The following is a 24,043-nucleotide window of genomic DNA, read 5'->3' on the forward strand; positions in this document are numbered from 1 at the left end:
CAGTATTTCACCAGAATGCACGAAGTCTGAATTTTATGACTGTCTACAATTCGGGAACATATTGAGACGGCGTCCACAAATTTCAGGTTGATTTTTCCGGTGTCTACTGAATCAGGAAAAATAAAGACTACGTCCACTTTCAGGGGTACTGTTTAGAAATATTCAAAAACAAAATAATAATTTCAAAACTGTATTGAAAGTAATAAAGCTTCAAAAAAGAGAAAGAGAAAAAAGAAAGGATAAAACCAATGATTTATATCCCACCACAGATGCAGCAGATGCCATCATCCAATGAAACAACAATTAGACAAAACCAGAATCACCAGACCATTGAATTGAGTTTGCCAAAAACCGCAGATTATCTGATTGATTCAATCGATGAGATTTCACCGGATAAAGCAGAGCTTTCAAATATTAAATTCAATCAGAATGATTTCAATAACGAATCGGATCATCAGACCAATTCAAATTCTGATGATCAAGAGGTTCAGGAAATCATCGAGAAGGATCAAAGCCAGATTCTTCAGCAAAACACGAAACAGAATCCGATTCAAACAAGTCCAGAAGAAATCAATCAAAGCCAGGCTTTTGCTGACGCGGCAGAACAGGATGAAAATCCAAAAATTGAAGAAACGCAAAAGAATGAAGTCCATGAAAATCTAGCTGAAAAAGTCAGTACAGATGGGAAAAATGAGGTTTACGAAGAAAGTAAAGAACCCAAAAATAATGAAATTAAGGAAGAAGTAAAGAAAAAAAAGAATGATCAGGAAAATCTCGCAGAGGGTGATTTTAAAGAAACTTCCCCTGAAGATTTGGCTTCAGCCAATGATCAGAAACAATTCAGTCAGAATCAAGAAGCGGTTCATGAAGCTGATCAAAACGATTCAGAATTTGAGTCAGCCCAAAATCAGAAGACTGATCAAAAAGGACCAGTAGATCAGGATCATTCAGCCATTTTCAATCAGGATAATCAAAAGCCTATCCACTTTATATTGGACCAGAATGTTCTGAAGCTTTCTTTTCGTGATGACGTAAATCTTAAGAAATCAACAATCAAACTCAATGGAGCGATCATTCAAACCTATGAACAGCGGCTTGATCCATCCATTCAAAACCACATCAGCTATGAGCTGAAAAATGATGAAGGGATTATTCTTGAGAGCAGTGAGCAGATCATTTCAATGGATGATAAAACCAAGGAAGATTATGAGTCAGCTCCGATCATTCGTCATCATGACTTGGGAATCAGTTCATCCTATCAAGTCCCGGTATCAAAGAACTCTAGTAAGGATCTAAAAATTACGGTTGATGGTCAGGTTGTTGAAGATCCTTCAACCGTTGTGCTTCATCGATCGAATAAGGAAATGATGGTTGAATACGTCGATCAATGGGGAATTGCTCATACCGATTATGTATCTATTGTTCCCCTTGCTCAGGTCGTTTCGGATATCAGGAATCCATCAGGAATGATGATTGAAAATGACCTGATGAAGATTCAGCTTGAAGGCAATTGGGAAGGTATGGCCTTAAAAATGGTTTCAACTGAATCAGATGACGAAGTTGAACTCCCTTTTGAATCAGACTGCCTGCAGATCCGGCTGAATCCCGGACAGTCGTATCAGTTTATGATCAGCCATCCCTTACTGAAAGAAGAAATCAGCTGGTCCTTACCCGGTGCTCAGTCAGGTTCAGGACTCGGCGGAGTTTTAGAAAATGGAGGTAAAGAGGATTCAAATCTGGAGGACTCATCTGAAATGGATCAAAATACGACCCAAAACAATCCAGACAGGCAGCCTGAAAAACCTGTTCAACCAGAAGTTTCCATAAAGCCGGATTCTTCATTGAATTCTTCATCAAATTTTGTTCAGGAGATCCAGGATCAGATAAATCCAGAATTCAGGCAGCAGGAAATCACTATTGATGAATCCAAAAATTCCTATATTCTTTCTCCTGAATTAAAGGAGCTGGAATTTTCTTTTTCGATCAATGGAATTGAACTGACAAAAGATAAGGATTTTCAGTTGACTGAATCAGCAAGAGAGAGTGTTCAGATTGAAAATGGAGAAATCTCGATGGTTGAGTATCGAAACAGTCTCGATCAAAGAGTATTTAAAAGTCTCGATGAAGCCTTGCAGGCTAACTCACAGGGAAGTATTGAAGCTTCATTCTTGATCAGGGATTTATATGGAAAAAAGTATCTGGAAACCTATCAGCTCATCGCGCCGGTGCATTTAGCCAGTGGGGTTTTTGAAATGACGGACCGTAATGTGATGAACACTTTTGCGATTGACGATCAGGGAAAACTCAGTACCGAAATCTCTGAGTTTGTAAATACCCCCGCCATGATCTGCAAAGGATACAGCGATATCTCTTCTCAGAAGGTTTATCAGGGCGATGAAATTCGACTGTATCTGAATGTTCCAGGTGATGAGGCCCAAATATTCGTAGATGACAGGCTGATCGAAAATCCAGAAATCGTTGAAGATGAACTGGGTTTAAGTTATGTCAGACTTCAGGCCAATGAAGCGATGAACGTAAGAGTAGTCTCTGAAAAAACTGGATCAAAAATTGAAAGCCGGATCGAACCGTTGATGAATCCATCACCAGAAGCGAATCTGACTAAAAATGAGAGCGGAATTATAAGTGTCATTCATTTAATCACTGCCGTATTCAGCGGATTATTCCTGGAAGGAAGAAGACGTTTTGGCTAGTCAGTATCTGCTTTCACAAACGAAAGTAAAAAGAAAAAACTTGTCCTTGAACCAGAAAGATTCCTGTTTGGAAAAGAAAGATCTTCTTTCGTTGTCTGAAGTGATTGAAGATCAACTACAGGAAGCTGGAAAACTCACGCGAAACATCACGATGAAAACTTCTGTTATTACCAGAAAGGAATCTCTTTACAGATTGGATTTACAAAGTCAACAGACAGGAGTCCTTTATACTTTTCAAAGGGAAATGACTTCGGATTCATCGGTCAGCCGCAGACATTTTCAGATCTTCAGAAAAAACAATCCGGAGGATTATTTGATTAGAACCTATCTGGAAGATTCAGGCAGCTTAAATGGGACCTATCTGAATGGATATCGTATTGAAAGCCGAAAACCGGTAGAAATAAAAGAGGGAGACTGGATCTTTGCATCCGGTTTCTCCTTTTACTATTTTCATCGAGCTTTGTTTGCACTCCAAAAAATTCAGGGATTCAAGCCAATATTTAAAAACAGAAATTCAGATTGTCCTGATTTAAAGAAGCAGCCGCTCGGCTTTAATGTTGAGCAAGTGATCCCACCATCAAAAATCAGACCGGATCAGGGAGGGCTGATACGCCAACAGATTGATGAATTCTGGCAGGGAACAATTCAGAAAGATCCAATTGTACTTGAAGCGCCGGAACTGATCCCTTCCTTTGAAAAACCATCATGGTTCAGCAGTCTGGGTTCCTCGGCATTAATCATGATTTCGTCGATGTCTTCTCTGTTAGCGATGGCTTTGCGAAATCCGCAGGATTCAAGATCCATTCTGATCAGTTCAGTTACTTCACTGAGCATGGCAGGGGCTTTTCTGGCTTACGGACTTTTGAACCGTCATTTTTCGATCAGACAGAATTTGAAAAAGCAAAAACAAAAAGAGCAGGAGTTTAGTGATTATCTGCAGGAAAAAACAAATGAACTGAATCTTCGTATTGAAGGAAGACATCAGACTTTTTTGTCCTTAAACTGGCTGATTCAAAATCTGGATGACGAATTAATGCATCTGTATTCTTATTGCGGCACGTTTAAAGTCCCTGCATCCATCGTCATCGAAGAAAAAAAGGCTTTTTTGTTACCCGCTTCAAGATATTCTCAACGAAAAGAGAAAGGGTGGATTGAACTTGAGAAGATGGCTGCAGTGAAAGAGCCATTCAATGGTTATCGTGGAATCGAGAGTAAAGAAGTCTATTTATTCGATTCTCCGGATTCAGTAAAACGAAGGGCAATATTGTCTGCCTGGCTGTGGCTTGTATTTAATCCAAACCGGAAGTGGATCTTTATTTTAGAGGGATCAAATCGTACAAAGCTGCAGGTGTTAAAGGATATGGCCATAAATGATCTCCTTTACCATCCAGCATTTTATGTAAAGGATGAAGTCAAAGGGCAGATTCCATTATTCTTTGATTCAATTCAGGCTCTGGAAAGCTCAAAGGTGCTATCTTTTAAGAATTATGATTGGACTGTATTCTGGCTGACTCAGATGGAATTTGATGCGTATTCATCAAATTCAGGATTGAATTCAAAGACGATAAAAGAGACAGGAATCATTCCGGAAACTTTGATTCAACAAAAAAATATCACCTGGCTGATCGAATTGAATAAAAGAACGACCCAATATGATGATCAGCCATTCAGTCTGCCTTTGATAAATGGATTTAAAACAGAAGATTTCAGTCTGAATCAAATTCTGGAAAATAATGAATTGAGTGAAAGCTCGCTGATGGATCACTGGACAGAGGTTTCATCGGCAAAATTAAGAAAGAGCCTGATATTCAGATCCAAAAGCAATGTTCAGTCTGGCTGGGATGAGCGACTTTTTGATCTTGAATGTAAGGCCAGCGATTTTTATAGTACTCAGGCCAATTTATGTGTTCAACTCTCTTCAAATCTGACCTGGGATCTGAATTTTGAGGGACCGCATGCCTTAATTGCGGGAATGACTGGCTCAGGAAAATCAGAAGGGTTGATCAGCGTCTTACTGCAGCTTGTTTTAAATAACCGCCCTGATCAGCTTCAAATCATCTGTATTGACTTCAAGGGGTCTGCAATGGCTTCCGTTTTATCATCGTTTGATCATACGGCTGGAATCATTACAAATCTTGAAGCAAATGCTTTTTTCAGGCTGAAGTTGGCTCTAGATCACGAATTGGAAACCAGACAGAAAAAGATTCGCGATTGGCTGAAACAATCGCCATACTGTGGAGGAGATCTGGAGAGTTACAACCTGGAACATTCAGATGATCCTCTTTCTCATCTGATCATTGCGGTGGATGAATTTGCTTCATTAAAAGCAAAGTTTCCCGAAGCGATGAAAATGCTTCAGGAAACAGCTCGCATTGGAAGATCTCTGGGAATTCATCTGATATTGGCGACACAAAAACCTGCCGGGGTAGTTGATGAGCAAATCTGGTCAAATGCAAAAAGCCATCTATGCTTTAAGGTTGCCAGTGCACAGGATTCAAGAGAAATGATCGGTTCACAAGAAGCATCTATGCTAAAAGAATCCGGAGAGTTTCTTTTGAAGATATCGGATCAGGAAGATTTGAAAAGAGGAAGAGCACTTTATTCACGAGCACCGTTTACTTCTTCCAATGCATTTAAAATTCAGGAATGTTCAAGTCCGGAACTAATTCAAACAAAACTCGAAGAACGAACAAAGAACAGGAAAAATCAAAATCGAATTGAAGACTTTATCGAGGATCTTCCAGTGGTACAAAATGAAAGATTGTTTAATCACCTTGAAGAACAAAGTCAGAAGACAAAAAAGAAAAGCCCACAGCAAGACCCTCAAACGATTCAGGAAAGAATTACACAACTGGTTTTAAGCCAGTCGCAGAAGGATCGGAATGCTGATCAGAAAAAGAAATGGATTCTTCATCCTGACTTTAATGAGATTGATTTTATGAATGATCTGGGAAGAATCGATCAGATTCATGAAATGCCTGCCTTTCAGATCGAACAGTATCATTCAATTCTTATCGCTGCAGATGATGAATCAATCATGAAAACCATGGTGATGATCTTTCAAACGGCAAAACTGCCGGTTTATCAATGCGACGGAAACATTGGACAGGATCATCATAATCCGCAAAGTCATCAAGAAAGACCAGACAGAGTCTGTCCTATCGGTTTGAATGAACTCTGGAATCTGAAAACAGAAAAGAATGAATCCATCCTCCTGATCCAGGCTGCTTCGGGTCTATCGAAGGAATTGATGGATTTGCTTCTTAAAAACGACAAACTTCATATTGTACTTTTGATCTCAAAAGACTTTTTGCGTTATCAGAAGATTTTCGAAAATTTCGATCTGAGAATTGCTTCTTCATTGAGTGATCATGAACAGATTTATCATCTGTTTGGGAAAAGTGGAATTGATCTGCCGCAATGGCCAGAAATGCTTGGAGCAAAGAAGATGGGAGAGCTGAATATCCGAATCTGTTTCAATGAAAAAATACTGGCTAAGAAAAATACAGAACCAACCTTGCAGTCTTTGCAGAAGGTACCATCAACCCATGTTATTCAAAAGATGAAAAAAACGTTTATCAGTAATCCATTGTCTTTGAGCAAAGTGATTCAGACCAGACAAAAATATCCATTTCTAATTGGATTTAAGCGAAATCAGAACACTTTTGAACCGGTATGCTGGGATGGGTCGGCTTTGTTAATTGCTTATCGAACGGAAGAAGCAAAAAAGAAAGCTGAAGCCCTGCTGAATGAATGGATCGAACAGGATTCAGAACTGTCCTGGGGATGGTTTAAAGAAAACAGACAGATTTCTATTATCGAACTTCCAGATCAGCAGAATTTGTTAATGAATGAAGCCAATGAAAAGGAACTGTACCGAAGACAGATTCTTTTTATTGGAGAGGGAATCAGTGCATCTCAGTACCTGTTAAAAATTCAGGTTCCTTATGAACAAAAAGGGAATTCATTGCTGTTTAATAAAAACGAGATCATTGATCTTGATCTGATTGATATCATCGAATAATCGTTTTGGTTGGACCAGATAACTTCAGAAACATACGTGAACACTAACAATTTGTTTTTAGAAAACAGATACAGATCAAGCCGGCTTCATGAAGAAAATCATCTATCATGAAAACCGGCTTTTTTTCTTGAGTAACTGGTGAAAGCTCTCAAATGCAGCATCATGGATTAGATCGGTATCCAGTTCAGTTTCTTTAACAATGGTGATTTTTCGATTTGCTGTAAGAGGGATTAGAGTATATCGACTGGACATGATAAACAAAAACGATCATGGTCATTGAAAGCAGAATTCTTCGATCTCATCTTGGCTGCTACAGAGTAAAAAAGGCGGCAAAGAAGATTCTTCTTTACCGAAAAACGACATTGAATTCTTTATTTATGTTAATTACATCCGCTATTTGCCCCCAAGAACAAGATAGTACGAAAGTAACAGAAAAATCATGAACTAAAAAAATAACAAAAAACCAGAATGAGCCTTCAAAACCAGGGGGACAATTTTAGCGGAAACAAAATTACTGTCAGTAATTTGCCAATGCTGCCATGGGAATATCACCTGCAAAGACAGGGAATTTCTTATTGTGAGTTGTTAAATGAACTGCAATTCAAGACAAAATGATTCAATGTTTTACCTTAATGCATTGACTCGGAGATCGGATATGAACGATGAGAGTACTCATTACTGTTTATCTTCCTGTTCGAGTTCTTTCCACTTCTCTTCAAGGACCGATCGGAATTCAAATTCATATCTGTCCTGCAGACCGATGAAATGAATCAATCGTATATCTTCCTGATTGAACAGGAAGACGCGGTCCGATCGAATCAGACCTTCTGGCCAAAGGACAGCCGCATAATCAAACCATTCTCCAGTTTGTTTATCTCGCTGAAGCCGGCCAATAATCATGATTCTTTTCGATCCTTCCTTTAAAGTCACCACGCTGCCAAGGGGAAGCAGGGAAGGCATTTCAAGAGGAATCATCATGATCTGTTCATCATAGGTGTTTTCCTGGTATTCCTGAAAGTTTTCAAAATTTTGCATATCTGCCTCTGTCTTTCTAATTTCGTTTTTTAAATCAGATGGTTAGGTTCGTTGTTTACAAGTTGAAAGAGCATATCAGATTCTGATTTCAACCATCTGAAATATGTGATAAAAAATAAAGGTGATTATTGTTTAATATTCGACTTTGATTTTGACTCCCAAACCAGCAATAAAGCCTAACTTGCTGCCGACTTCCCATTCACGGGCTGAATGATGATATTCGAATCCTGCTTCCGCAGATCCAACAGAACCTTCACCCGTCAGAGTTAATTTCACATCCATCAGATTAAATGACAGGGAACATTCTCCTCTGGCAGCTGCAGCCCCGACCTGAGCTTCGAGTCCAATTTCGTCAGTGCTTAAAATCGCCTCAGCGTTTGCATATACCGCACCTACTTCACCAACCGCTTCTACCGATGCCCCCAGCATATTGTTTCCAACGCCTCCTCCAACGGATGCATTCGCCAGATTGCCGCCGATATTGGCCTGAAGTTTGATCATTGGATCAAATGAATCCTTCTTCATCATTCGAATTGCTGCGCTGCCAGCAATCCCCAGACTTAAGGAGTTAAAGGTCCCAGTAATATAAGAATTTTCATTTTCTAGAACGGCCTCAGTCCCATATAAGGAATATTTAGCTTCACCGCTGGCTTTGATTGTTGAACCGCGTAGGAAGTTTTCGGGTTTTCCGGACACTTTATAGAAAGCGCTGAAACCCTGTTCTCCTCCATGAATAATTTCGACATCCCGGAACATCGAGTTTTCAGTCTCATCGGCAAGAGAAGCCAATGATCGGCAAAAGGTGATCATTCCATTCAATATGGAGTTGATTTCGTTTTGTCTGTAAATCAATTCCGGAGTCTGTAATGCTGGAGCGGATTTTAAAGATTCAATTCGTGCAGCCAGTTCATTGAGTACTTCTGTGTCGATTTTCATAATCGCGGATCTCCGAAATCTGCATCGCAGCCAGCTGACAGACTCTGTCAATGTTCGATCTGAAAGCCATTTCCTCTGAAGCGTCAAAAAAGTCAGGCAGGGAATCAGATATTCTTCTTAATCCTCTTTGAAGAGTGTAGTAATAGGATTCGTTCATCATTACCCACCAAGTACACTTTCGTTTTCCTGATAAGCCTGAGCAGTAGAGGATAGAAATAAAACGAATCGATCCAGCTGATCAATGTATTGATCAAAAGCCGGTGATAACATGGCAAAATTTTCCTGCAATGCATTTGCGGCTGGCGAATTCCAGAAGGAATTCAGGCGGTTCATATCCGAACGAATTCCCTGAAAGATTCCATTGACTTCTTCTTCCATTGCTTTAAGTGAACGGCTTGCGTTGAAGAGTTCTTCACTGCTAAGTACGATATTTGACATTTTTTATTCGATCAGCCGTTTTGTCTGAGTGAAAATCAAACGGCTGACTTTTCCTTTCCTGCACGGTTTTAAACCGGTATAAATTTCTCATTTAAGAATTATTTTTCTGATGTCCTGAATAAGTTTTTGTCTTGTGTGTCTTTGGATTTAATCAGGACGGGAAATTAAAGCTGTCTGGCGCATGCAGCCCGATTTTCCTGAAGGTTTTGATAAGCAGCAGCAGACTGTTCAAGCATGCGGGAATAGCTTTCGGTAACTTCTCTCATCTGCATTAACATTGGGCGAACAGCTTCCATCTGAGCAATGAGGGCTGCGCTGTCGCTGCCCTGCCAGACACCTGAAAGATCATTCACAGCGGCACTGATACGGGTAATGGCCTGTTCATAATTACTTGCTTTCTGCTTCAATAAACCAGCACTGATTCTTAATTCGTTGTAGTCTACCTGAATTCTCATATTTCTTTTCCTCAAACTTTCTATGGTCTGTAATCAGACCGAATTATTTCTGTAAATCAAATGGGCAGCTTTTCTGCAGATAGATCAGTCAGACAATTCATCCGATCTGATTTATCCTCTGTAAAAGATTCAGTAATCTGCAGCTGAGAGGATCTTAGTCCAGATCCAAGAATCTTAAAAACTCCGAGGAAATGTGAAGACGGGTATCTAAAAGCAGAAATGAATGCTGCCGTCGTCTTTACATACGCAAAGTTTCATTCAATTCCTGATTATTTCGATTCATTCTGATTCCTCTTGTTTTCTTAGCGTTTTTTTAATGCTTTGCGCTGCGGCAAAAGCAGTGATCAGTACCAGCTTCTGGCTTACTGTCTTTTCTGGCCCACACTTTTCTTATCCACCGCAAATTTGGTTTCGACAGAAATTTCCTGAATTTTTTAATATTTAATCTTTTCCTTAGATTTATTCATCTCAAACAAGCAGTTGATAGTCCTGCGCGTCCTCTGGAGTAATCAGCAGGATCTGTTCGTTCATTCCAATCATGTTTTCATAAAGTGATTGATCCGGATGCAGCATAAGATTCTGATCGATGGAGTAGTAATAAATGTCTCCGTCATATCCAGCCAGATAAGGTTTCATCAGATTTTTCAATCCGTTAATTGGCTGTTGTGGATCATCGACTCGAACGAGATATTTATGCAGGAACTTTTCTGTCCAGACTGAAAGAATCATGGATATACCTCCCTTCGCCTTTTTTTCAGCCCACAGTTTCTTATCCACCGCAAATATGGAGTTCGACACAAATTTCTTCATTTTTTTGAATTTTTTGCAGGAGGAAATAATTGAAAAAAATAATGAAGCCATCATTGAAGTAAATTTATAAATTTCAAATGAACATCAGATGGAGAATAAACGACAGAAAAAATGCAGGACTAAGATCATCTTTGAAAAACCTCTTATGATCGGGCTTAATGATGAGCAGATGATCTGCAAAGACAAAAATTTTAAGGATGAGCTGGTTTTGTAATGTTTGAAAGAAAAGAAATGAATAAAGGACATTTAAGGGAAAATTTGATGAACTTAATAATTTATGCTGGATTTGAGAAGATTTTGAATATCATTTTGGAGTTAATGAAAACTTCTGCTGCAGATACAGATCCGTTATTTCTATTCGAGAATATGACATTTGGAAATGATCGATTTAAAAATCGAGGATGCGGTTTCTAACATTCAGACTATCTGATCAATGGTAAACTATGAAATCATTCACCTGAACACGTTAAGTGAGTCACTTTAAGGATAATGACTGGATAAAAGCTGGAGTGAACGCATTATCAGCTGCTGCATTCAAAGGCAATCCTGTGATTGGATTAAGAAACTTCGTAAACAAAGAGATCTATGCTGGAGCTGCAGCAACTGGGAGCAGAAAATGAATTTGCAAATTAACAGATCATGAAAATAACCGAATTCATTTCAATGCGGAAGTGATAAGCGCTCTAAAAGAATAAGACTTAATCATTGACTAAATTAATTCGATTATTTCAAATAATCGAATTTTTGATAAGAGGATAAGATAATAAATAAACACAAGATAAATTAATCATGCCAAGAATATAAGTAATCTGAATAGAGTCAATGATTCATATTATTTGACAAATCCGCAGAAAGTCTGCCTGAAATTTGCGTGAATTGCTGAAAAATGAAGCCAACTTCGGGAACAAAATGATATAAAATGAAAATAAATATAGTATTTACAAACTTATTTACAGAAAATAATGTGAAACTATTGCAAGTTATGTTATGCCTCATTAATCTAACGAGGTAAGTTAAAGATTTGCAAACAATGGAGGGATTTATTATGAAAAAGCTCTTTGCAGCGACTATGAGCGCTGTGATGACCCTTTCACTGACTGCCTGCAGCTCTTCGAATTCATCATCAACAGCTGCAAGCGACGATGCCAGCAAAGCGGCTGACACCAGTGAAACAACGGCAGAAGGCAATAAAACTGTAGTCACTCTTGCCAAAGAAAACGATGTGGTTTCCATGGACACTTCCTATGCGACAGATGGTATGTCTTTTGAGATCATTGCAGCTACAGTTCAGGGTCTGGAAACTGTTGCTGAAGATGGCGCGATTATTCCGGGTATTGCGGAAAGTTATGAAACGTCAAATGATGACACAACCTATACCTTCAAACTAAGAGATGCAAACTGGGATAATGGTGAACCAGTAACCGCAGAAGATTTCGTATTTGCATGGGATACAACAGTAAAGAATCCTGAAGCTGAATACGCCTATCTGTTTGGATCCGACGGAGCCTGCATCAAAGGGGCTGATGAAATCCTGGGCGGGGATAAAGAAGCCACTCTGGATGTTAAAGCCATTGATGATAAGACGCTTGAAGTGAATCTGACTCAGAAGGTTCCATACTTCCTCTTTTTGACCACTTTCCCGGTATTCTATCCGATTAATGAAGCGTTCTTCAAGGAACAGGGAGATAACTATGGACTGACTCCGGAAAACCTTCTCGCGAATGGTCCGTATAAATTAACTGAGTGGACAAGCGGAACGAACCTGAAGCTGGCTAAAAACGAAGCCTACTGGGATGCCAATGCCATTGAAGTGGATGAAATCAATGTCAATATCGTTCCTGAAGCTTCAACTTCAGCTCTTGATTTTGAAGCCGGAAATACAGATTTCACAAAACTGAACTCAACTCTTGTTGATAAATATAAAGACAATGAAGCTTATGATACCTTCCTTGAAGGATATTTATGGTATCTGCAGTACAACATGGACAATGAAATCCTGAAAAACGCTAACATCCGAAAAGCGCTGTCCACTGTTGTTGACCGTGTAGACCTGACAGAAAATGTACTCAAAGATGGATCCGTTGCTTTGGGTGGATTTGTTCCAATGCAGTTTGCATTAGGACCAGATGGTAAAGATTATGTAGAGACCGGAACCGAATACTTCACTGAAACCGGAGATGAAGCTTTAACCAAAGCCAAAGAATACTGGGAAGCTGGATTAAAGGAATTAGGTAAGGATTCAGTAACACTGCGTCTTCTTTATGAACCAGCCGATCCTTCCAAACCTGCGGCTGAATTTATTCAGTCTCAGCTTCAGCAATTGCCAGGCCTGACCATTGAAATGGTCAGCCAGGAAAAGAAGAATCGTATCGAACTTCAGAAACAGGGTGACTTTGACATCGTCCTGACTCGTTGGGGACCGGACTATGCTGACCCAACCACTTATCTGAACCTGATGATTACTGGAAACTCTTATAACTATGGAAATTACTCCAATAAAGAGTATGACAAGCTTATGAAAGAAGCGGCCGCTACTTCTGATCAGGAAAAACGTTGGGAAATGCTTCATGAAGCTGAAGCCATTCTGATGGAAGATCTTCCTGTAGTAGGTATCTTCCAGGTTGGTGGCGCTTCATTAGTCAATCCAAAAGTAACAGGTATTGAAGACCACTCCGCTGGTGTTCCTTATCTTTATTACAACCTGAAAAAAGCTGAATAATCTTCAGCATTCAACAACTGCAGAAGACATCCACCTTCTGCAGTTCTTTTGTTTTTTCACTTCTGAGATTGAATGCTCAATGACGTCCGATTTACGACAGGAAAGGAAATGTATGGATAAATCAACCATCAAATACATTCTGAAGCGTCTGGTGATCTCAGTTGTAACTTTATTTGTCATTCTTCTGGTTTTGTTTTTATTGATCAAACTGATGCCGGGAACTCCATTCAATGACGAAAAACTTACAGCTGAACAAAAAGCGCTGATTTATGAAGCTTACGGACTGGATAAACCAGTTTTTGAACAATTCTTTATTTATATTGGCAATATGCTTAAAGGCGACTTTGGGATTTCCTATGCCATCCAAAGAAATATGCCGGTAGCCAATCTGGTCAACCCAAGAATTCCCATTTCATTTGGACTGGGAATCGGAGCGGTAATTATTGGAACTTTCTTCGGAGTTATTTTAGGAATAGTAGCCGCCTTGAATCGAAATCATTTCTGGGATTCATTTGCCACAGTGCTTTCAGTAATCGGGGTTTCAATCCCTTCCTTTGTTTTCTGCCTGATGCTGCTTCTGGTTTTTGGAGTGCAGATCCCTGTGCTGCCCGTACTTTATAACAATGCAAAACCCCTGGAATCATCCATTATTCCAATGGTGGCTTTAAGTATGGGGGTTATTGCCAATGTTGCCCGTTTTTCCAGAACGGAAATGATCGAGGTTCTTGATTCAGAATATATTCTGTTAGCAGAAGCCAAGGGAATCAGCCGATCACACTTAATCTGGCATCATGCCATTCGAAACTGCCTGATCCCGGTCATTACCGTGCTTGGTCCAATCATTGTCGGGTTGATGACAGGAAGTATGGTTATTGAAAAAATATGCGCGATTCCAGGTCTTGGATCATTGCTTGTCAAAGCCATAGAAGTTCGGGACTACAATGTCATCCTTGCTGTTTCGTTCCTATATTCTGTACTGTACATCGTTGTGATGTTACTGATTGATGTTTTATATGGAATCATTGATCCACGAATTCGTTTAGGAAAGGAGAGTGACGCATAATGGCAAAAATCGTAAGCAATCAGCAGGAACTCGATGAATTTCTGGAAGGCTATCGAATTCTTGATCAGGATTATGAACTGATTGATATTCCCACTCGATTAGATCAGGAACAGGCTATGCCCGCATCTTCTTTCATGAAAGATGTATGGAACCGATTTAAAAGCAACAAGGGAGCCATGATCGGTGGAATCATCATTTTGATTTTTCTGTTGATCGCTATTGTGGCACCTCTTCTTTCACACTATACCTTTGATGGCGTCAATACGGCTGAACAGTCCATGGCTCCTCGAATTCCGGGATTAACCTGGATGTCCTGGTTCAATGGAGAAGGCGGAATCAGAACCTATACCGGTGAATTCGAAAATGCATTTCACTATTTTGGCACTGATGTTCTGGGACGTGATCTCTGGGTCCGCTGCTGGGAAGGATGCCGTATCTCCTTGTTCGTTGCGGGAACTGCAGTACTCGTTAACGTATTTATCGGGATCATCTATGGAATGATCTCGGGATATTTTGGCGGACTGGTGGATAATGTCATGCAGCGTTTTCAGGAAATTGTCAATTCGATTCCGACGCTTGTTATTCTGACTTTACTTCTTCTGGTGATGAAACCTGGTCTGTATACAATTATTGTTGCCTTGATTCTGACGGAATGGATTGGCATGGCCAGAATCACCCGGGCACAGGTTTTAAAAATCAAAGAACAGGAATTTATTCTGGCCAGCCGTACTCTTGGAGCTGGTGGATTTTTCATCATCTTTAAAAAAGTGCTGCCAAACATCTTTGGACAGATCATTATTATGGCGATGTTCTCGATACCAAATGCGATTTTCTACGAAGCATTTCTTGCAATGGTTGGTCTGGGAATTCCGGCACCGCAGGCATCCCTTGGATCACTGATCAATGATGGATTCAAAACGATTCTGGTCACTCCTTATCAGGTCATCATCCCCACAGTGATTCTTGGAATTCTGATGTTATCCTTCAATCTTCTGGCTGATGGATTAAGAGATGCATTTGATCCGAAAATGAAAGACAGGTAAACGCAATGGAAAATAAAGATAAAATTCTCGAAATTCGCGATCTGGATATTTCATTTACAACGGATGGCGGGACAGTAAAAGCAGTCCGCGGTGTAGACCTGGATTTATATCGAGGAGAGACTGTCGCAATTGTCGGAGAATCCGGTTCTGGAAAGTCGGTAACAACCAAAGCTGTGATGGGTATTCTTGCAGGAAACGGCAAGATCAATAATGGTTCGATTCGTTTTAAAACCTATAACCTGACACCAGAACATCTGAAGGAATCTCTTGAAAATAATGGAATCGTCGATGAAAGTACGTTAGCCCCTGAAGAAATCCAGGAAATCGACATCACAAATTCATCAAATAAATTTATTCAGTCTGAGATTCGTGGAAGAAGAATCGCCATGGTTTTCCAGGATCCGATGACTTCGCTTGACCCAACCATGACCATCGGAAAGCAGGTCATGGAAGCCATGCGTTTTCACTATAAGATGTCCAAGAAGGATGCGGAAAAAAGAGCCCTGGAACTGCTTGAACTGGTTGGAATTACTGATGCCCCAAAACGAATGAAAAACTATCCGCATCAGCTTTCAGGAGGAATGAGACAGCGTATTGTTATTGCGATTGCCTTATCCTGTGATCCTGAAATTCTGATCTGTGATGAACCGACAACAGCGCTGGATGTAACGATTCAGGCGAAGATTCTTGAACTCATTGCAGAGATTCAGAAAAAGAAAAATCTGTCAGTCATTTATATCACTCATGATCTTGGCGTCGTTGCTAAAGTCGCTGACTATGTCAATGTGATGTATGCCGGCCGGATTATAGAAACCGGTACAGTGAATGACATTTTCTATGACCCAAGACATCCATATACCTGGGGGCTTCTGGCCAGTATGCCTGATATTGATTCTTTGGGAAATGAACTTTATACCATTCCTGGCACTCCGCCAAACCTTCTTTACGATATTGAAGGGGATGCCTTTGCTCCAAGAAACCGCTTTGCCTTAAAGATCGACGAGAAGGTCGCTCCGCCGATGTTTAAGATCTCGGATACTCATTATGCCGCGACCTGGCTTGCTGCATTGAAAGCTCCGAAAGTGAAGATGCCTGAAGACCTGCATAAACGAACCCAAAGAATGAAAAAGGAGGCTGGACTGAAATGAGTGGAATCCATTCTGATGAAATGAGCAAGATCATTGATGAATCGCAAAAGCAGCCTGAACCCATTCTTGAAGTAAAAAACCTCAAGCAATACTTTCCGATTAACCGCAAGTTTTCTGTAAAAGCGGTGGATGATATTGATTTTTACATTATGCCTGGAGAAACTTATGGATTAGTTGGTGAATCTGGTTCGGGAAAATCAACGACAGGCCGTTCAATCATCCGACTGTATAATCCAACTTCCGGAAAGATCACTTTTTGCGGAAGAGATATTTCAGGGAAAATGGATAAGGAAACGAAAACCTTCCTGCATACAAATATGCAGATGATCTTTCAGGATCCAATGGCATGTCTGAACCCACGTGAAAAGGTGCTTGATATCATTGCGGAAGGGCTTGATATTCATCATCTGTATTCTTCTCAGGAAGAAAGAAAACAGAAGGTTTACGATATGCTGAAGCTGGTTGGTCTTTCTCCGGAACATGCCAACCGTTATCCTCATCAGTTTTCCGGAGGACAAAGACAGCGCATTGGGATTGCGAGAGCCTTGGTCATGAATCCAAAACTGATTATCGCCGACGAGGCAATCTCTGCTTTGGATGTATCCATTCAGGCGCAGGTTGTTAACCTGATGAAGAAGATTCAGAAAGAAACCAATACAGCTTTTCTGTTTATCGCTCATGATCTGTCGATGGTTAAGTATATTTCCAACCGGATCGGAGTCATGCATTTAGGAAATATCGTTGAAACGGGTACGACCGAAGAGATCTTCAGCAATCCGATTCATCCTTATACCAAATCACTGCTCTCAGCAATTCCTGAACCAAATCCGGTAGTTGAAAAACAGAGACAATCCTTAGCCTATGATTACAAGACCAGTGGAATTGATTATTCTTTGGGAACCACCCATCTGGTAGAGGGAACCCATACGGTTTTATGTACAGATGAAGAATATGACCGCTGGGTTCTCGGGAAAAAATATTGAGTCTCAGATTTTTCGTAAAAAAAATCGTAATAAGAAAATAAAACAAAAATCAAAGCTCAATGATTGGCTGATTAAAAATCGTCAGCCATTCACTGAGCTTTTTTTGTTGAATACTTATTCAGGGGGATAATTCAAAAAGTCTGTCGAAAATGTATTTTGCACTTATTCGATTGTTTTGGATCAGATGTCCTTTTATAGTCAACTCATAGAAGTTGAATCTTCAAAACTCGTCAATAGGGCTTCGAACATTTCGGGATTATTGAGTATTGGAACAATGGGAAGTTCGGCGGCTGAAACAATCAGAACCTGATCATCAATGGATGTTCCATCCAGGTTCAAAAGTGGATCAGTCGTGTTATCCCTTGAGTAGGTGACTGGGTTTTCAATCAAATAATAGTCAGCCCCATACGCTTCAAGTTCTCTGTAGTCTTCTAAATCCGCTGTCACTCCAGCAACATTTAATATGGTTTTGCCATCATGAGCTGTAATTTCCTCAATGCAGGTGCGTATGATTTCAGCTCCGGCATGAATTGACAGGACAATATAACTTGCCCCAGCACTAAGACATTTCAGACAGGCGTTTTCAGGATCACTTCGATCATCTAAAACCGCAAGGATTTCCTTATCTGGAAACCGACTTCGGAAGTATTGAATTCCTGGTTCTCCATGGGCTTTAAGCATGGACGGACTCAGTGAAATGAGATCAATATCGTCCTGCACCCGACGAACCTGGCTTTCAGCCTTTGATAAATCGGTTTCGTTTAAAGCAAGCTGTAGTTTCATAAAGCCTCCTTTTTTACTGAAGCAAAAACCTTCAGACAGAGTATTCAGATCATGATTACTCACTGTACAAATTAATAATAACGAAAAAAGTCGAAAATTGAAATTTCGAAAATATTTGATTTATTTCTTTTTGTTTTACGTTTAAAGATTTACAGTAGGGAAATTCAAAAAATAAGGAAAGAATCTGCAAAAAAAGACAGAATCTATTTGTGAAAAAGATTCTGTCCGAGTATCAATTTGAACGAAGTGAATGACATAAGATTTAATTGCGTTTTTTAAGTGATTCGCGAACAATGAGATGACATCCAAGAACCATCCGGCAGGGGAGTACAGGCGAATGATTCATCAACATTTCCATCACCATGGCCCCGTATTCTCCCATTGAAAGCATATCAACATGAACAGTAGTTAATGGGGGGTTCATAAACTGAGCTTCTTCAATATCATCAAATCCGATTAATGATATATCATCAGGAACTTTAAGACCGTTTTCGATAATGGCACGATAAGCACCAATTGCGATCGGGTCTGAACAACAGAAAACAGCTGTTGGGTGGTTTTCTGTTTCTAAAAGCTTATTCATCATTGAATATCCTGAAGCTCGCGAAAACTGATCAATTAAGAACCAGGGATTATATTCCATCCCTTTTTCTTTTGCGAATTCGCAGAAGTACTTTATTCGAGAATCATCATAGGCATGATTGTTTTCGAGGATTTCCTGTCCGCCAAGAAAACCGATTTTCTGATGTCCATATTCATGAAGCGTATTGATGACATCCCGAATTGCGCTCTTGAAATCAAGAGAGACTGTATTGTATTGGATATTTTCGGTTTGCATATCCAGAAAGAGGGTCTGTGAAGAGAGGCGAGTGACTTTTTTCATTTCTTCTGGAGCAAACTTCCCGATACATAAAATGCCGTCTACTCCAGACAACTGATCAGACCAGTCGGCATCGCTTTTGAATACCCGAACGATATCGAGATTATTTTTCAGGCAATACTGCTCAACGCCTGTTCTTAAAATCAGATAATAAGGATCCTGCAGTTCGGAATCAATGGAATGCCATTGCAGGATTCCAATTTTCTTTTTATGTCCGCCTTTACGGGCTTTTTTTTCATATTTGAGCTTAGCAGCGGCTTTTAAAATATTCTGTCTGGTTTCCTCAGGCAAAGAGAGCGCCGGATCCTGATTGAGCAATCGCGAAACAGTAGCCTGTGAAACGCCAGCTAAAGCGGCGACATCCTTTAAAGTTGCCATTGAATTCTCCTTATTTTATAAACGTTGCTTTATTAACATTGGTTGTCCGTATATTCTTCATCCATTATATAGAGAACTAAAATATATAGAGAACTAAAATCAATCACAAAAAAATTTAGTAAAAATTCTAAAATTTACTAAATGTTATAAATATTCTTAATCGATAAACCAATCGTATCGATTTCTCTGCTCAGGATCCTTACACTCGCTGAAAAGGAACTGCTTGCAAGGCTGATACAGTAAAAAAATAAAGTTAAACAATGAGAGCTATAATAATTTCTTGTTAATGCCGTTGTAGAATCTATTATTTCCTGTAAGTTCTGCAGAAAATGAATTCAGATGTGAAAGATTTTTCGCAAATTACTGTAAATATTTCAAAGTAAAAATTTACTAAAAAATAAGTAATAATTTAGATTAAGAGTTGACTAAATTTACTGGTGAAAGTACACTGTAAGCAGTTACCAACAGTCTTTAAGAAAAAGAGGAGACCCAATGAACAAAACAATCAACCAGCTGCTGCAGTTTGGACTCGATCATCAGATGATTGATGAAAATGATTTACCGTATGCAGCCAATCAGCTCATCGACCTGTTAAAAATTGATTCTTTTGAAAGAGAACATGTTGAAGCCCCATCTCTTTATCCGATCCTTGATGATCTGCTTGATTATGCCGTTAAGAATAATCTTTGTGAAGATACAGTGACCTCAAAAGATCTTTTTGATACCCGCATTATGGATTGCCTGATGCCCAGACCTTCTGAAGTCGTCAGAAATTTCTGGAAAGAGTATGAGGAAGATCCTCAGAAAGCGACGGATGATTATTATCAGCTCTCGATTAACTCCAATTACATTCGAAAATCTAGAACCGATAAAAACATTAACTTTAAAGCGCCCAGCCGTTATGGAGATATTCAGATTTCAATCAATCTATCCAAACCGGAAAAGGATCCGAAGGAAATTGCAGCTGCAAGAAATGTAAAATCTTCGGGTTATCCAAAATGCCTGCTCTGCCCGGAAAATGTGGGTTATGCCGGACATACCAATCATCCTGCCAGACAGACTCACCGCATTATTCCACTGAATCTGAAATCTGGAAAATATTTCATGCAGTACAGTCCATATGTTTATTACAACGAACACTGCATCATTCTCAATGAGAACCATATTCCGATGCGGATTGACCGCAATACCTTTGAAAATCTGTTTGAATTCATCACCCTGTTTCCACATTATATGCTTGGAAGCAATACAGATATTCCAATCGTCGGCGGATCGATTTTAACCCATGACCATTATCAGGGGGGAAGACATCGTTTCCCAATTCAGGATGCCCATACCATTGATTCCTTTGAACTGGATGGAGTTCATGCGGAAATCATCGAATGGCCATTATCCACTCTGCGCTTACGCGATAAGAATCCAGGAAAGTTAGTGGATCTGGCGGATCGAATTCTGGCATTCTGGAAGGAATATGAAGATCTGGATCTCGATATCATTCCTTACACTGGTTCCACCAGGCACAATGCAATCACTCCAATTGCGCGTATGAATGGGGATGAATATGAAATTGACCTGGTGTTCAGAAATAACCGGACCAGCGAACAGTATCCGGATGGTATTTTCCATCCGCATCCAGAACATCATCACATCAAAAAAGAAAATATTGGTCTGATCGAAGTTATGGGTCTAGCGGTACTGCCGGCACGCTTAAAAGATGAACTGGTTCTTGTGGAAAAAGTACTGACCAACCAGCTCGATGCTTCAACTGAACCATCATTGGACAAACATGCCAACTGGATTGAAAGTCTGAAGGCTGAATATACTCCAGAAATAGATGTTCATGAATTTGTAAATCAGCAGACCGGAGCCAAATTTGTATCCGTATTAGAAAATGCGGGTGTATTCAAGATGGATGAAGAAGGACTTGATGGATTCAGAAGATTTATTAGAAAGTTTGAAGAAACCTTATGACAGCTCAAATTAAAGAAACCCTTCAGGATGGATCAAAGACGGTCATTTTAAAAAATGATGAACTTGAAGTCTGGATCAATTCGAAAGGATGTACGATCTTAAGACTTTATGTAAAGGACCGGGATGGAAACAGCCAGGACGTTGTTCTGGGTCATCCTGAAGTTGAAGATTATGAAAAATATGTTTTATATCTTGGAGCAACTGCAGGAAGAGTCTGCAATCGGATTAAAAAAGGTGAGTTTGAACTGAATGGAACGACCTACCATCTTCCAATCAATAATGGTCCAAACTCTCTGCACGGTGGAATTAAGGGATTCAGTTTTGCTCAATTTGATACTGAACTTCTTGAAAATGGAGTTCGCTTTCACAGAGTGTCTCCTGACATGGAGGAAGGATATCCAGGAAATCTGGATGTAACGATCGAGTTTACTCTGGCTGACCATACATTGAATATTCATTATCATGCACAAAGTGATCAGGACACTCTGGTTAATCTGACAAACCATTCCTATTTTAATCTGGATGGAGAACCTTCCTATATTGGAGATCATGTTCTGAAACTGGCCTGTGAAGAATTCGGATGTGTCGATTCTGATGGTCTTGCAACCGGTGAAATCCGCAATGTGGAACACACCCCTTTTGACTTTAGAGATGAAAAGAAAATAGATGAAGCATTCGATGATAGCTATGACCAGGTACAGCTTGGAACTGGAATCGATCATCACTTTATCTTTAACCAGGACCATGATCAGGCCATTCTGTTTTCTGAAAAGACCGGAATAGAAATGAGTGTTTCTACAACACTGCCAGGAGCTCAGATCTACTCTGCAAACTTCTTACAGGGGGAACCTGGAAAATATGCAAAAAAGCTTCCAAAACGTTCGGCGATCTGTATCGAGACACAAAACATGCCTGACGATATTCATATCAATTCTGAAAATCCAACAACTTTATTAAGAAAGGATAACGTATTTGACTCCAAAACATCATTTACGTTTAAGGTACGATAAACATGTTAGCATCTGCATTTTTAGAAGATTTCCGCAATGGAAACTACAATCAGCTTCTCAACGATCTTTATGATGATGAATCCTTAGTGGCTTACCAGGCAAAGCGTTATGCCAATGCCATCGAAAAATTCATTCGTTTATTTGGTGACAAGGAAGTATCCATCTTTACTGCTGCCGGTCGTTCTGAAGTTTCCGGAAATCATACTGATCATCAGCATGGCCGAGTTCTGGCTGCTTCCATCAACCTCGATTCGATCGCAATTGCAAGCAAAAACGATTCTGGAGTCATTAAGGTCGTTTCTGATGATTTCAACATCGCTCCAATTCATGTCAATGAACTTAAAGTGTGCAAGGAAGAAGAAGGAACTTCTGAAGCCTTAATTCGTGGAGTATGCAAAGCTTTAGCTAGTGATGGTCATACACTTGGCGGATTTGAAGCTTTTATTACTTCTGATGTTTTAGTTGGAGCCGGCTTAAGTTCTTCTGCAAGCTTTGAAGTCCTGATCGGAACCATTCTGTCTGGACTTTACAATGAGGCTGCAATCGATATGGTCGAAATTGCCAAAGCCAGCCAGTATGCAGAAAACGTCTATTTTGGTAAACCATGCGGTCTGATGGATCAGTGTGCCTGCGCAGTGGGTGGTCTGATTACCATTGACTTCCAAGACCCAAGCAAGCCAGTGGTTAAAGCGGTTGATGCCGACTTCTCCAAGTATGGTTATTCCTTGTGCATTACAGATACCAAGGGAAGCCATGCGGATCTGACTCATGAATATGCAGCGATCCCGGAAGAAATGAAGGCAGTGGCCAGGTATTTTGGTAAAGACGTATTACGTGAAGTAGATCCGGAAGAATTCAATAAACACATTCCTGAAGTCAGAGAAGCTGTTTCCGATCGTGCGGTATTACGTGCCATCCACTTCTTCAATGAAAATGAACGCGTAGCTAAAATCGTTAACCTGCTTGAAGAAGGAGACTTTGATGGATTCCTTAATGGGATTGAAGCTTCTGGAAACTCTTCTTTCAAATATCTTCAGAACGTATATCCAAGTTCTGATCCAACTGCACAGGGCATATCTGTTGCCCTGGCGCTCAGCGAAAATCTGCTCGATGAAACTTCAGGAGTAAGCCGAGTGCATGGCGGTGGATTTGCAGGAACCATTCAGGCATTTGTTCCAAATGATCAGGTTGAAAACTACCGTCAGGGCATGGATGCTGTATTTGGCGACGGAAGCTGCCATGTTTTAAAGATTCGTGCAGTCGGTGGAAAACAGCTTCTTTAATCGCACATTTTATTCCAATATCTCAGTGCTAATGTTAACCAAAGACTGATCATTAATACAAGCTGTTGAAAAAGAAACCAAAATCAAAAATTGCAAACCATAATCTGCAAATATAGAAATTAAAGGGGCTGTTAAATTTCTGACAGTCCAAAAATAAAAAGAGGCACCTGATCCGTAATGGATGAGGTGCCTTTTTTGGTAAAATATGTTCATGATCAATAAACAAAATTACCAAACACACTATAACTCGATTCAGGGCCGTTTGCCACTGCTCCATTCTCTCTTCCCTCATATTGAGATGGATTCTGTCTTCACTACTGTCAGTTCCTTTGTCGATGATTATCTCGACCTTGCCCTTTATCCTTCTTTTGCC

At 39.9% G+C, this 24,043-nt stretch carries 17 protein-coding genes; 10 read left to right on the top strand and 7 right to left on the bottom strand.

Annotation, left to right across the window (positions count from 1 at the left end):
• Window positions 1-248 precede the first annotated feature (248 nt).
• Together BO222_RS06910 and BO222_RS06915 are read left to right on the top strand one after the other, a co-directional pair.
• The gene (locus BO222_RS06910; protein ID WP_075819617.1) at window positions 249-2,711 is read left to right on the top strand and encodes a hypothetical protein; all 2,463 of its coding nucleotides are present in this window, start codon (window positions 249-251) and stop codon (window positions 2,709-2,711) included.
• Between the two features lie 67 nt (window positions 2,712-2,778).
• The gene (locus BO222_RS06915) at window positions 2,779-6,735 is read left to right on the top strand and encodes an FtsK/SpoIIIE domain-containing protein (RefSeq protein ID WP_143356966.1); all 3,957 of its coding nucleotides are present in this window, start codon (window positions 2,779-2,781) and stop codon (window positions 6,733-6,735) included.
• A 675-nt stretch (window positions 6,736-7,410) separates the two neighbouring features.
• Here BO222_RS06915 and BO222_RS06920 read toward each other — a convergent pair.
• The 5 genes from BO222_RS06920 to BO222_RS06945 form a co-directional block, all read right to left on the bottom strand.
• Window positions 7,411-7,770 carry a DUF4176 domain-containing protein gene (locus tag BO222_RS06920; RefSeq protein WP_233131220.1) on the bottom strand — a complete coding sequence of 120 codons (360 nt, stop codon included), beginning with the start codon at window positions 7,768-7,770 and terminating at the stop codon, window positions 7,411-7,413.
• A gap of 132 nt (window positions 7,771-7,902) precedes the next feature.
• A complete protein-coding gene (locus tag BO222_RS06925) occupies window positions 7,903-8,706 on the bottom strand; it encodes a hypothetical protein (protein WP_075819621.1) in 804 nt (267 codons plus the stop codon).
• A 159-nt stretch (window positions 8,707-8,865) separates the two neighbouring features.
• The gene (locus BO222_RS06935) at window positions 8,866-9,144 is read right to left on the bottom strand and encodes a WXG100 family type VII secretion target (protein WP_075819624.1); all 279 of its coding nucleotides are present in this window, start codon (window positions 9,142-9,144) and stop codon (window positions 8,866-8,868) included.
• 164 nt (window positions 9,145-9,308) lie between these two features.
• Window positions 9,309-9,599, bottom strand: coding sequence for a WXG100 family type VII secretion target (locus tag BO222_RS06940; RefSeq protein WP_075819626.1), 291 nt, complete (start codon window positions 9,597-9,599; stop codon window positions 9,309-9,311).
• 468 nt (window positions 9,600-10,067) lie between these two features.
• On the bottom strand, window positions 10,068-10,397 hold the full coding sequence (locus BO222_RS06945; RefSeq protein ID WP_158024573.1) for a hypothetical protein: 330 nt from the start codon (window positions 10,395-10,397) through the stop codon (window positions 10,068-10,070).
• A 1,057-nt stretch (window positions 10,398-11,454) separates the two neighbouring features.
• On the opposite strand from BO222_RS06945, the gene BO222_RS06955 reads away from it, so the two are divergent.
• The 5 genes from BO222_RS06955 to BO222_RS06975 all read left to right on the top strand — a co-directional run bounded on the left by BO222_RS06955 (window position 11,455) and on the right by BO222_RS06975 (window position 17,365).
• Window positions 11,455-13,128: a peptide ABC transporter substrate-binding protein gene (locus BO222_RS06955; RefSeq protein WP_075819632.1), complete on the top strand. Its 1,674-nt coding sequence runs from the start codon at window positions 11,455-11,457 to the stop codon at window positions 13,126-13,128.
• Window positions 13,129-13,240: 112 nt separating this feature from the next.
• Window positions 13,241-14,191 (top strand): ABC transporter permease, encoded by a 951-nt coding sequence (locus BO222_RS06960; RefSeq protein ID WP_075819634.1) that lies wholly within the window; start codon window positions 13,241-13,243, stop codon window positions 14,189-14,191.
• On the top strand, window positions 14,191-15,234 hold the full coding sequence (locus BO222_RS06965) for an ABC transporter permease (RefSeq protein WP_143356967.1): 1,044 nt from the start codon (window positions 14,191-14,193) through the stop codon (window positions 15,232-15,234). The genes BO222_RS06960 and BO222_RS06965 overlap by 1 nt, the downstream gene beginning before the upstream one ends.
• Window positions 15,235-15,239: 5 nt before the next feature.
• A complete protein-coding gene (locus BO222_RS06970) occupies window positions 15,240-16,382 on the top strand; it encodes an ABC transporter ATP-binding protein (RefSeq protein ID WP_075819636.1) in 1,143 nt (380 codons plus the stop codon).
• Window positions 16,379-17,365, top strand: coding sequence for an ABC transporter ATP-binding protein (locus BO222_RS06975; RefSeq protein ID WP_269843623.1), 987 nt, complete (start codon window positions 16,379-16,381; stop codon window positions 17,363-17,365). Before BO222_RS06970 ends, BO222_RS06975 begins: the two co-directional genes overlap by 4 nt.
• 198 nt (window positions 17,366-17,563) lie before the next feature.
• Here the strand turns inward: BO222_RS06975 and BO222_RS06980 are convergent, their stop codons facing one another.
• Window positions 17,564-18,148 (bottom strand): beta/alpha barrel domain-containing protein, encoded by a 585-nt coding sequence (locus BO222_RS06980; RefSeq protein WP_075819637.1) that lies wholly within the window; start codon window positions 18,146-18,148, stop codon window positions 17,564-17,566.
• A 262-nt stretch (window positions 18,149-18,410) separates the two neighbouring features.
• Entirely contained in the window at window positions 18,411-19,406 is a 996-nt protein-coding gene (locus tag BO222_RS06985; protein ID WP_075819638.1) for a LacI family DNA-binding transcriptional regulator, read from the bottom strand.
• Between the two features lie 492 nt (window positions 19,407-19,898).
• On the opposite strand from BO222_RS06985, the gene BO222_RS06990 reads away from it, so the two are divergent.
• From BO222_RS06990 to BO222_RS07000, 3 genes are read left to right on the top strand one after another with little or no spacing between them, the layout of a single operon-like run.
• Window positions 19,899-21,377, top strand: coding sequence for a UDP-glucose--hexose-1-phosphate uridylyltransferase (locus BO222_RS06990; protein ID WP_075819640.1), 1,479 nt, complete (start codon window positions 19,899-19,901; stop codon window positions 21,375-21,377).
• A complete protein-coding gene (locus BO222_RS06995) occupies window positions 21,374-22,387 on the top strand; it encodes an aldose epimerase family protein (RefSeq protein ID WP_075819642.1) in 1,014 nt (337 codons plus the stop codon). The genes BO222_RS06990 and BO222_RS06995 overlap by 4 nt, the downstream gene beginning before the upstream one ends.
• 2 nt (window positions 22,388-22,389) lie before the next feature.
• Window positions 22,390-23,670: a galactokinase gene (locus tag BO222_RS07000; RefSeq protein ID WP_075819644.1), complete on the top strand. Its 1,281-nt coding sequence runs from the start codon at window positions 22,390-22,392 to the stop codon at window positions 23,668-23,670.
• The last annotated feature ends 373 nt before the right edge of the window (window positions 23,671-24,043 follow it).

Origin of the sequence: Ileibacterium valens (assembly GCF_001945525.1) — a bacterium.
Taxonomy (GTDB): Bacteria; Bacillota_I; Bacilli_A; order Erysipelotrichales; family Erysipelotrichaceae; genus Ileibacterium; species Ileibacterium valens.

Bases quoted from the DNA above. Each gene is read 5' to 3' on its own strand.
- BO222_RS06910 (WP_075819617.1), top strand. From the start codon at position 249: ATGATTTATATCCCACCACAGATGCAGCAGATGCCATCATCCAATGAA.
- BO222_RS06920 (WP_233131220.1), bottom strand. From the start codon at position 7,770: ATGCAAAATTTTGAAAACTTTCAGGAATACCAGGAAAACACCTATGAT.
- BO222_RS06925 (WP_075819621.1), bottom strand. From the start codon at position 8,706: ATGAAAATCGACACAGAAGTACTCAATGAACTGGCTGCACGAATTGAA.
- BO222_RS06935 (WP_075819624.1), bottom strand. From the start codon at position 9,144: ATGTCAAATATCGTACTTAGCAGTGAAGAACTCTTCAACGCAAGCCGT.
- BO222_RS06940 (WP_075819626.1), bottom strand. From the start codon at position 9,599: ATGAGAATTCAGGTAGACTACAACGAATTAAGAATCAGTGCTGGTTTA.
- BO222_RS06955 (WP_075819632.1), top strand. From the start codon at position 11,455: ATGAAAAAGCTCTTTGCAGCGACTATGAGCGCTGTGATGACCCTTTCA.
- BO222_RS06960 (WP_075819634.1), top strand. From the start codon at position 13,241: ATGGATAAATCAACCATCAAATACATTCTGAAGCGTCTGGTGATCTCA.
- BO222_RS06965 (WP_143356967.1), top strand. From the start codon at position 14,191: ATGGCAAAAATCGTAAGCAATCAGCAGGAACTCGATGAATTTCTGGAA.
- BO222_RS06970 (WP_075819636.1), top strand. From the start codon at position 15,240: ATGGAAAATAAAGATAAAATTCTCGAAATTCGCGATCTGGATATTTCA.
- BO222_RS06975 (WP_269843623.1), top strand. From the start codon at position 16,379: ATGAGTGGAATCCATTCTGATGAAATGAGCAAGATCATTGATGAATCG.
- BO222_RS06980 (WP_075819637.1), bottom strand. From the start codon at position 18,148: ATGAAACTACAGCTTGCTTTAAACGAAACCGATTTATCAAAGGCTGAA.
- BO222_RS06985 (WP_075819638.1), bottom strand. From the start codon at position 19,406: ATGGCAACTTTAAAGGATGTCGCCGCTTTAGCTGGCGTTTCACAGGCT.
- BO222_RS06990 (WP_075819640.1), top strand. From the start codon at position 19,899: ATGAACAAAACAATCAACCAGCTGCTGCAGTTTGGACTCGATCATCAG.
- BO222_RS06995 (WP_075819642.1), top strand. From the start codon at position 21,374: ATGACAGCTCAAATTAAAGAAACCCTTCAGGATGGATCAAAGACGGTC.
- BO222_RS07000 (WP_075819644.1), top strand. From the start codon at position 22,390: ATGTTAGCATCTGCATTTTTAGAAGATTTCCGCAATGGAAACTACAAT.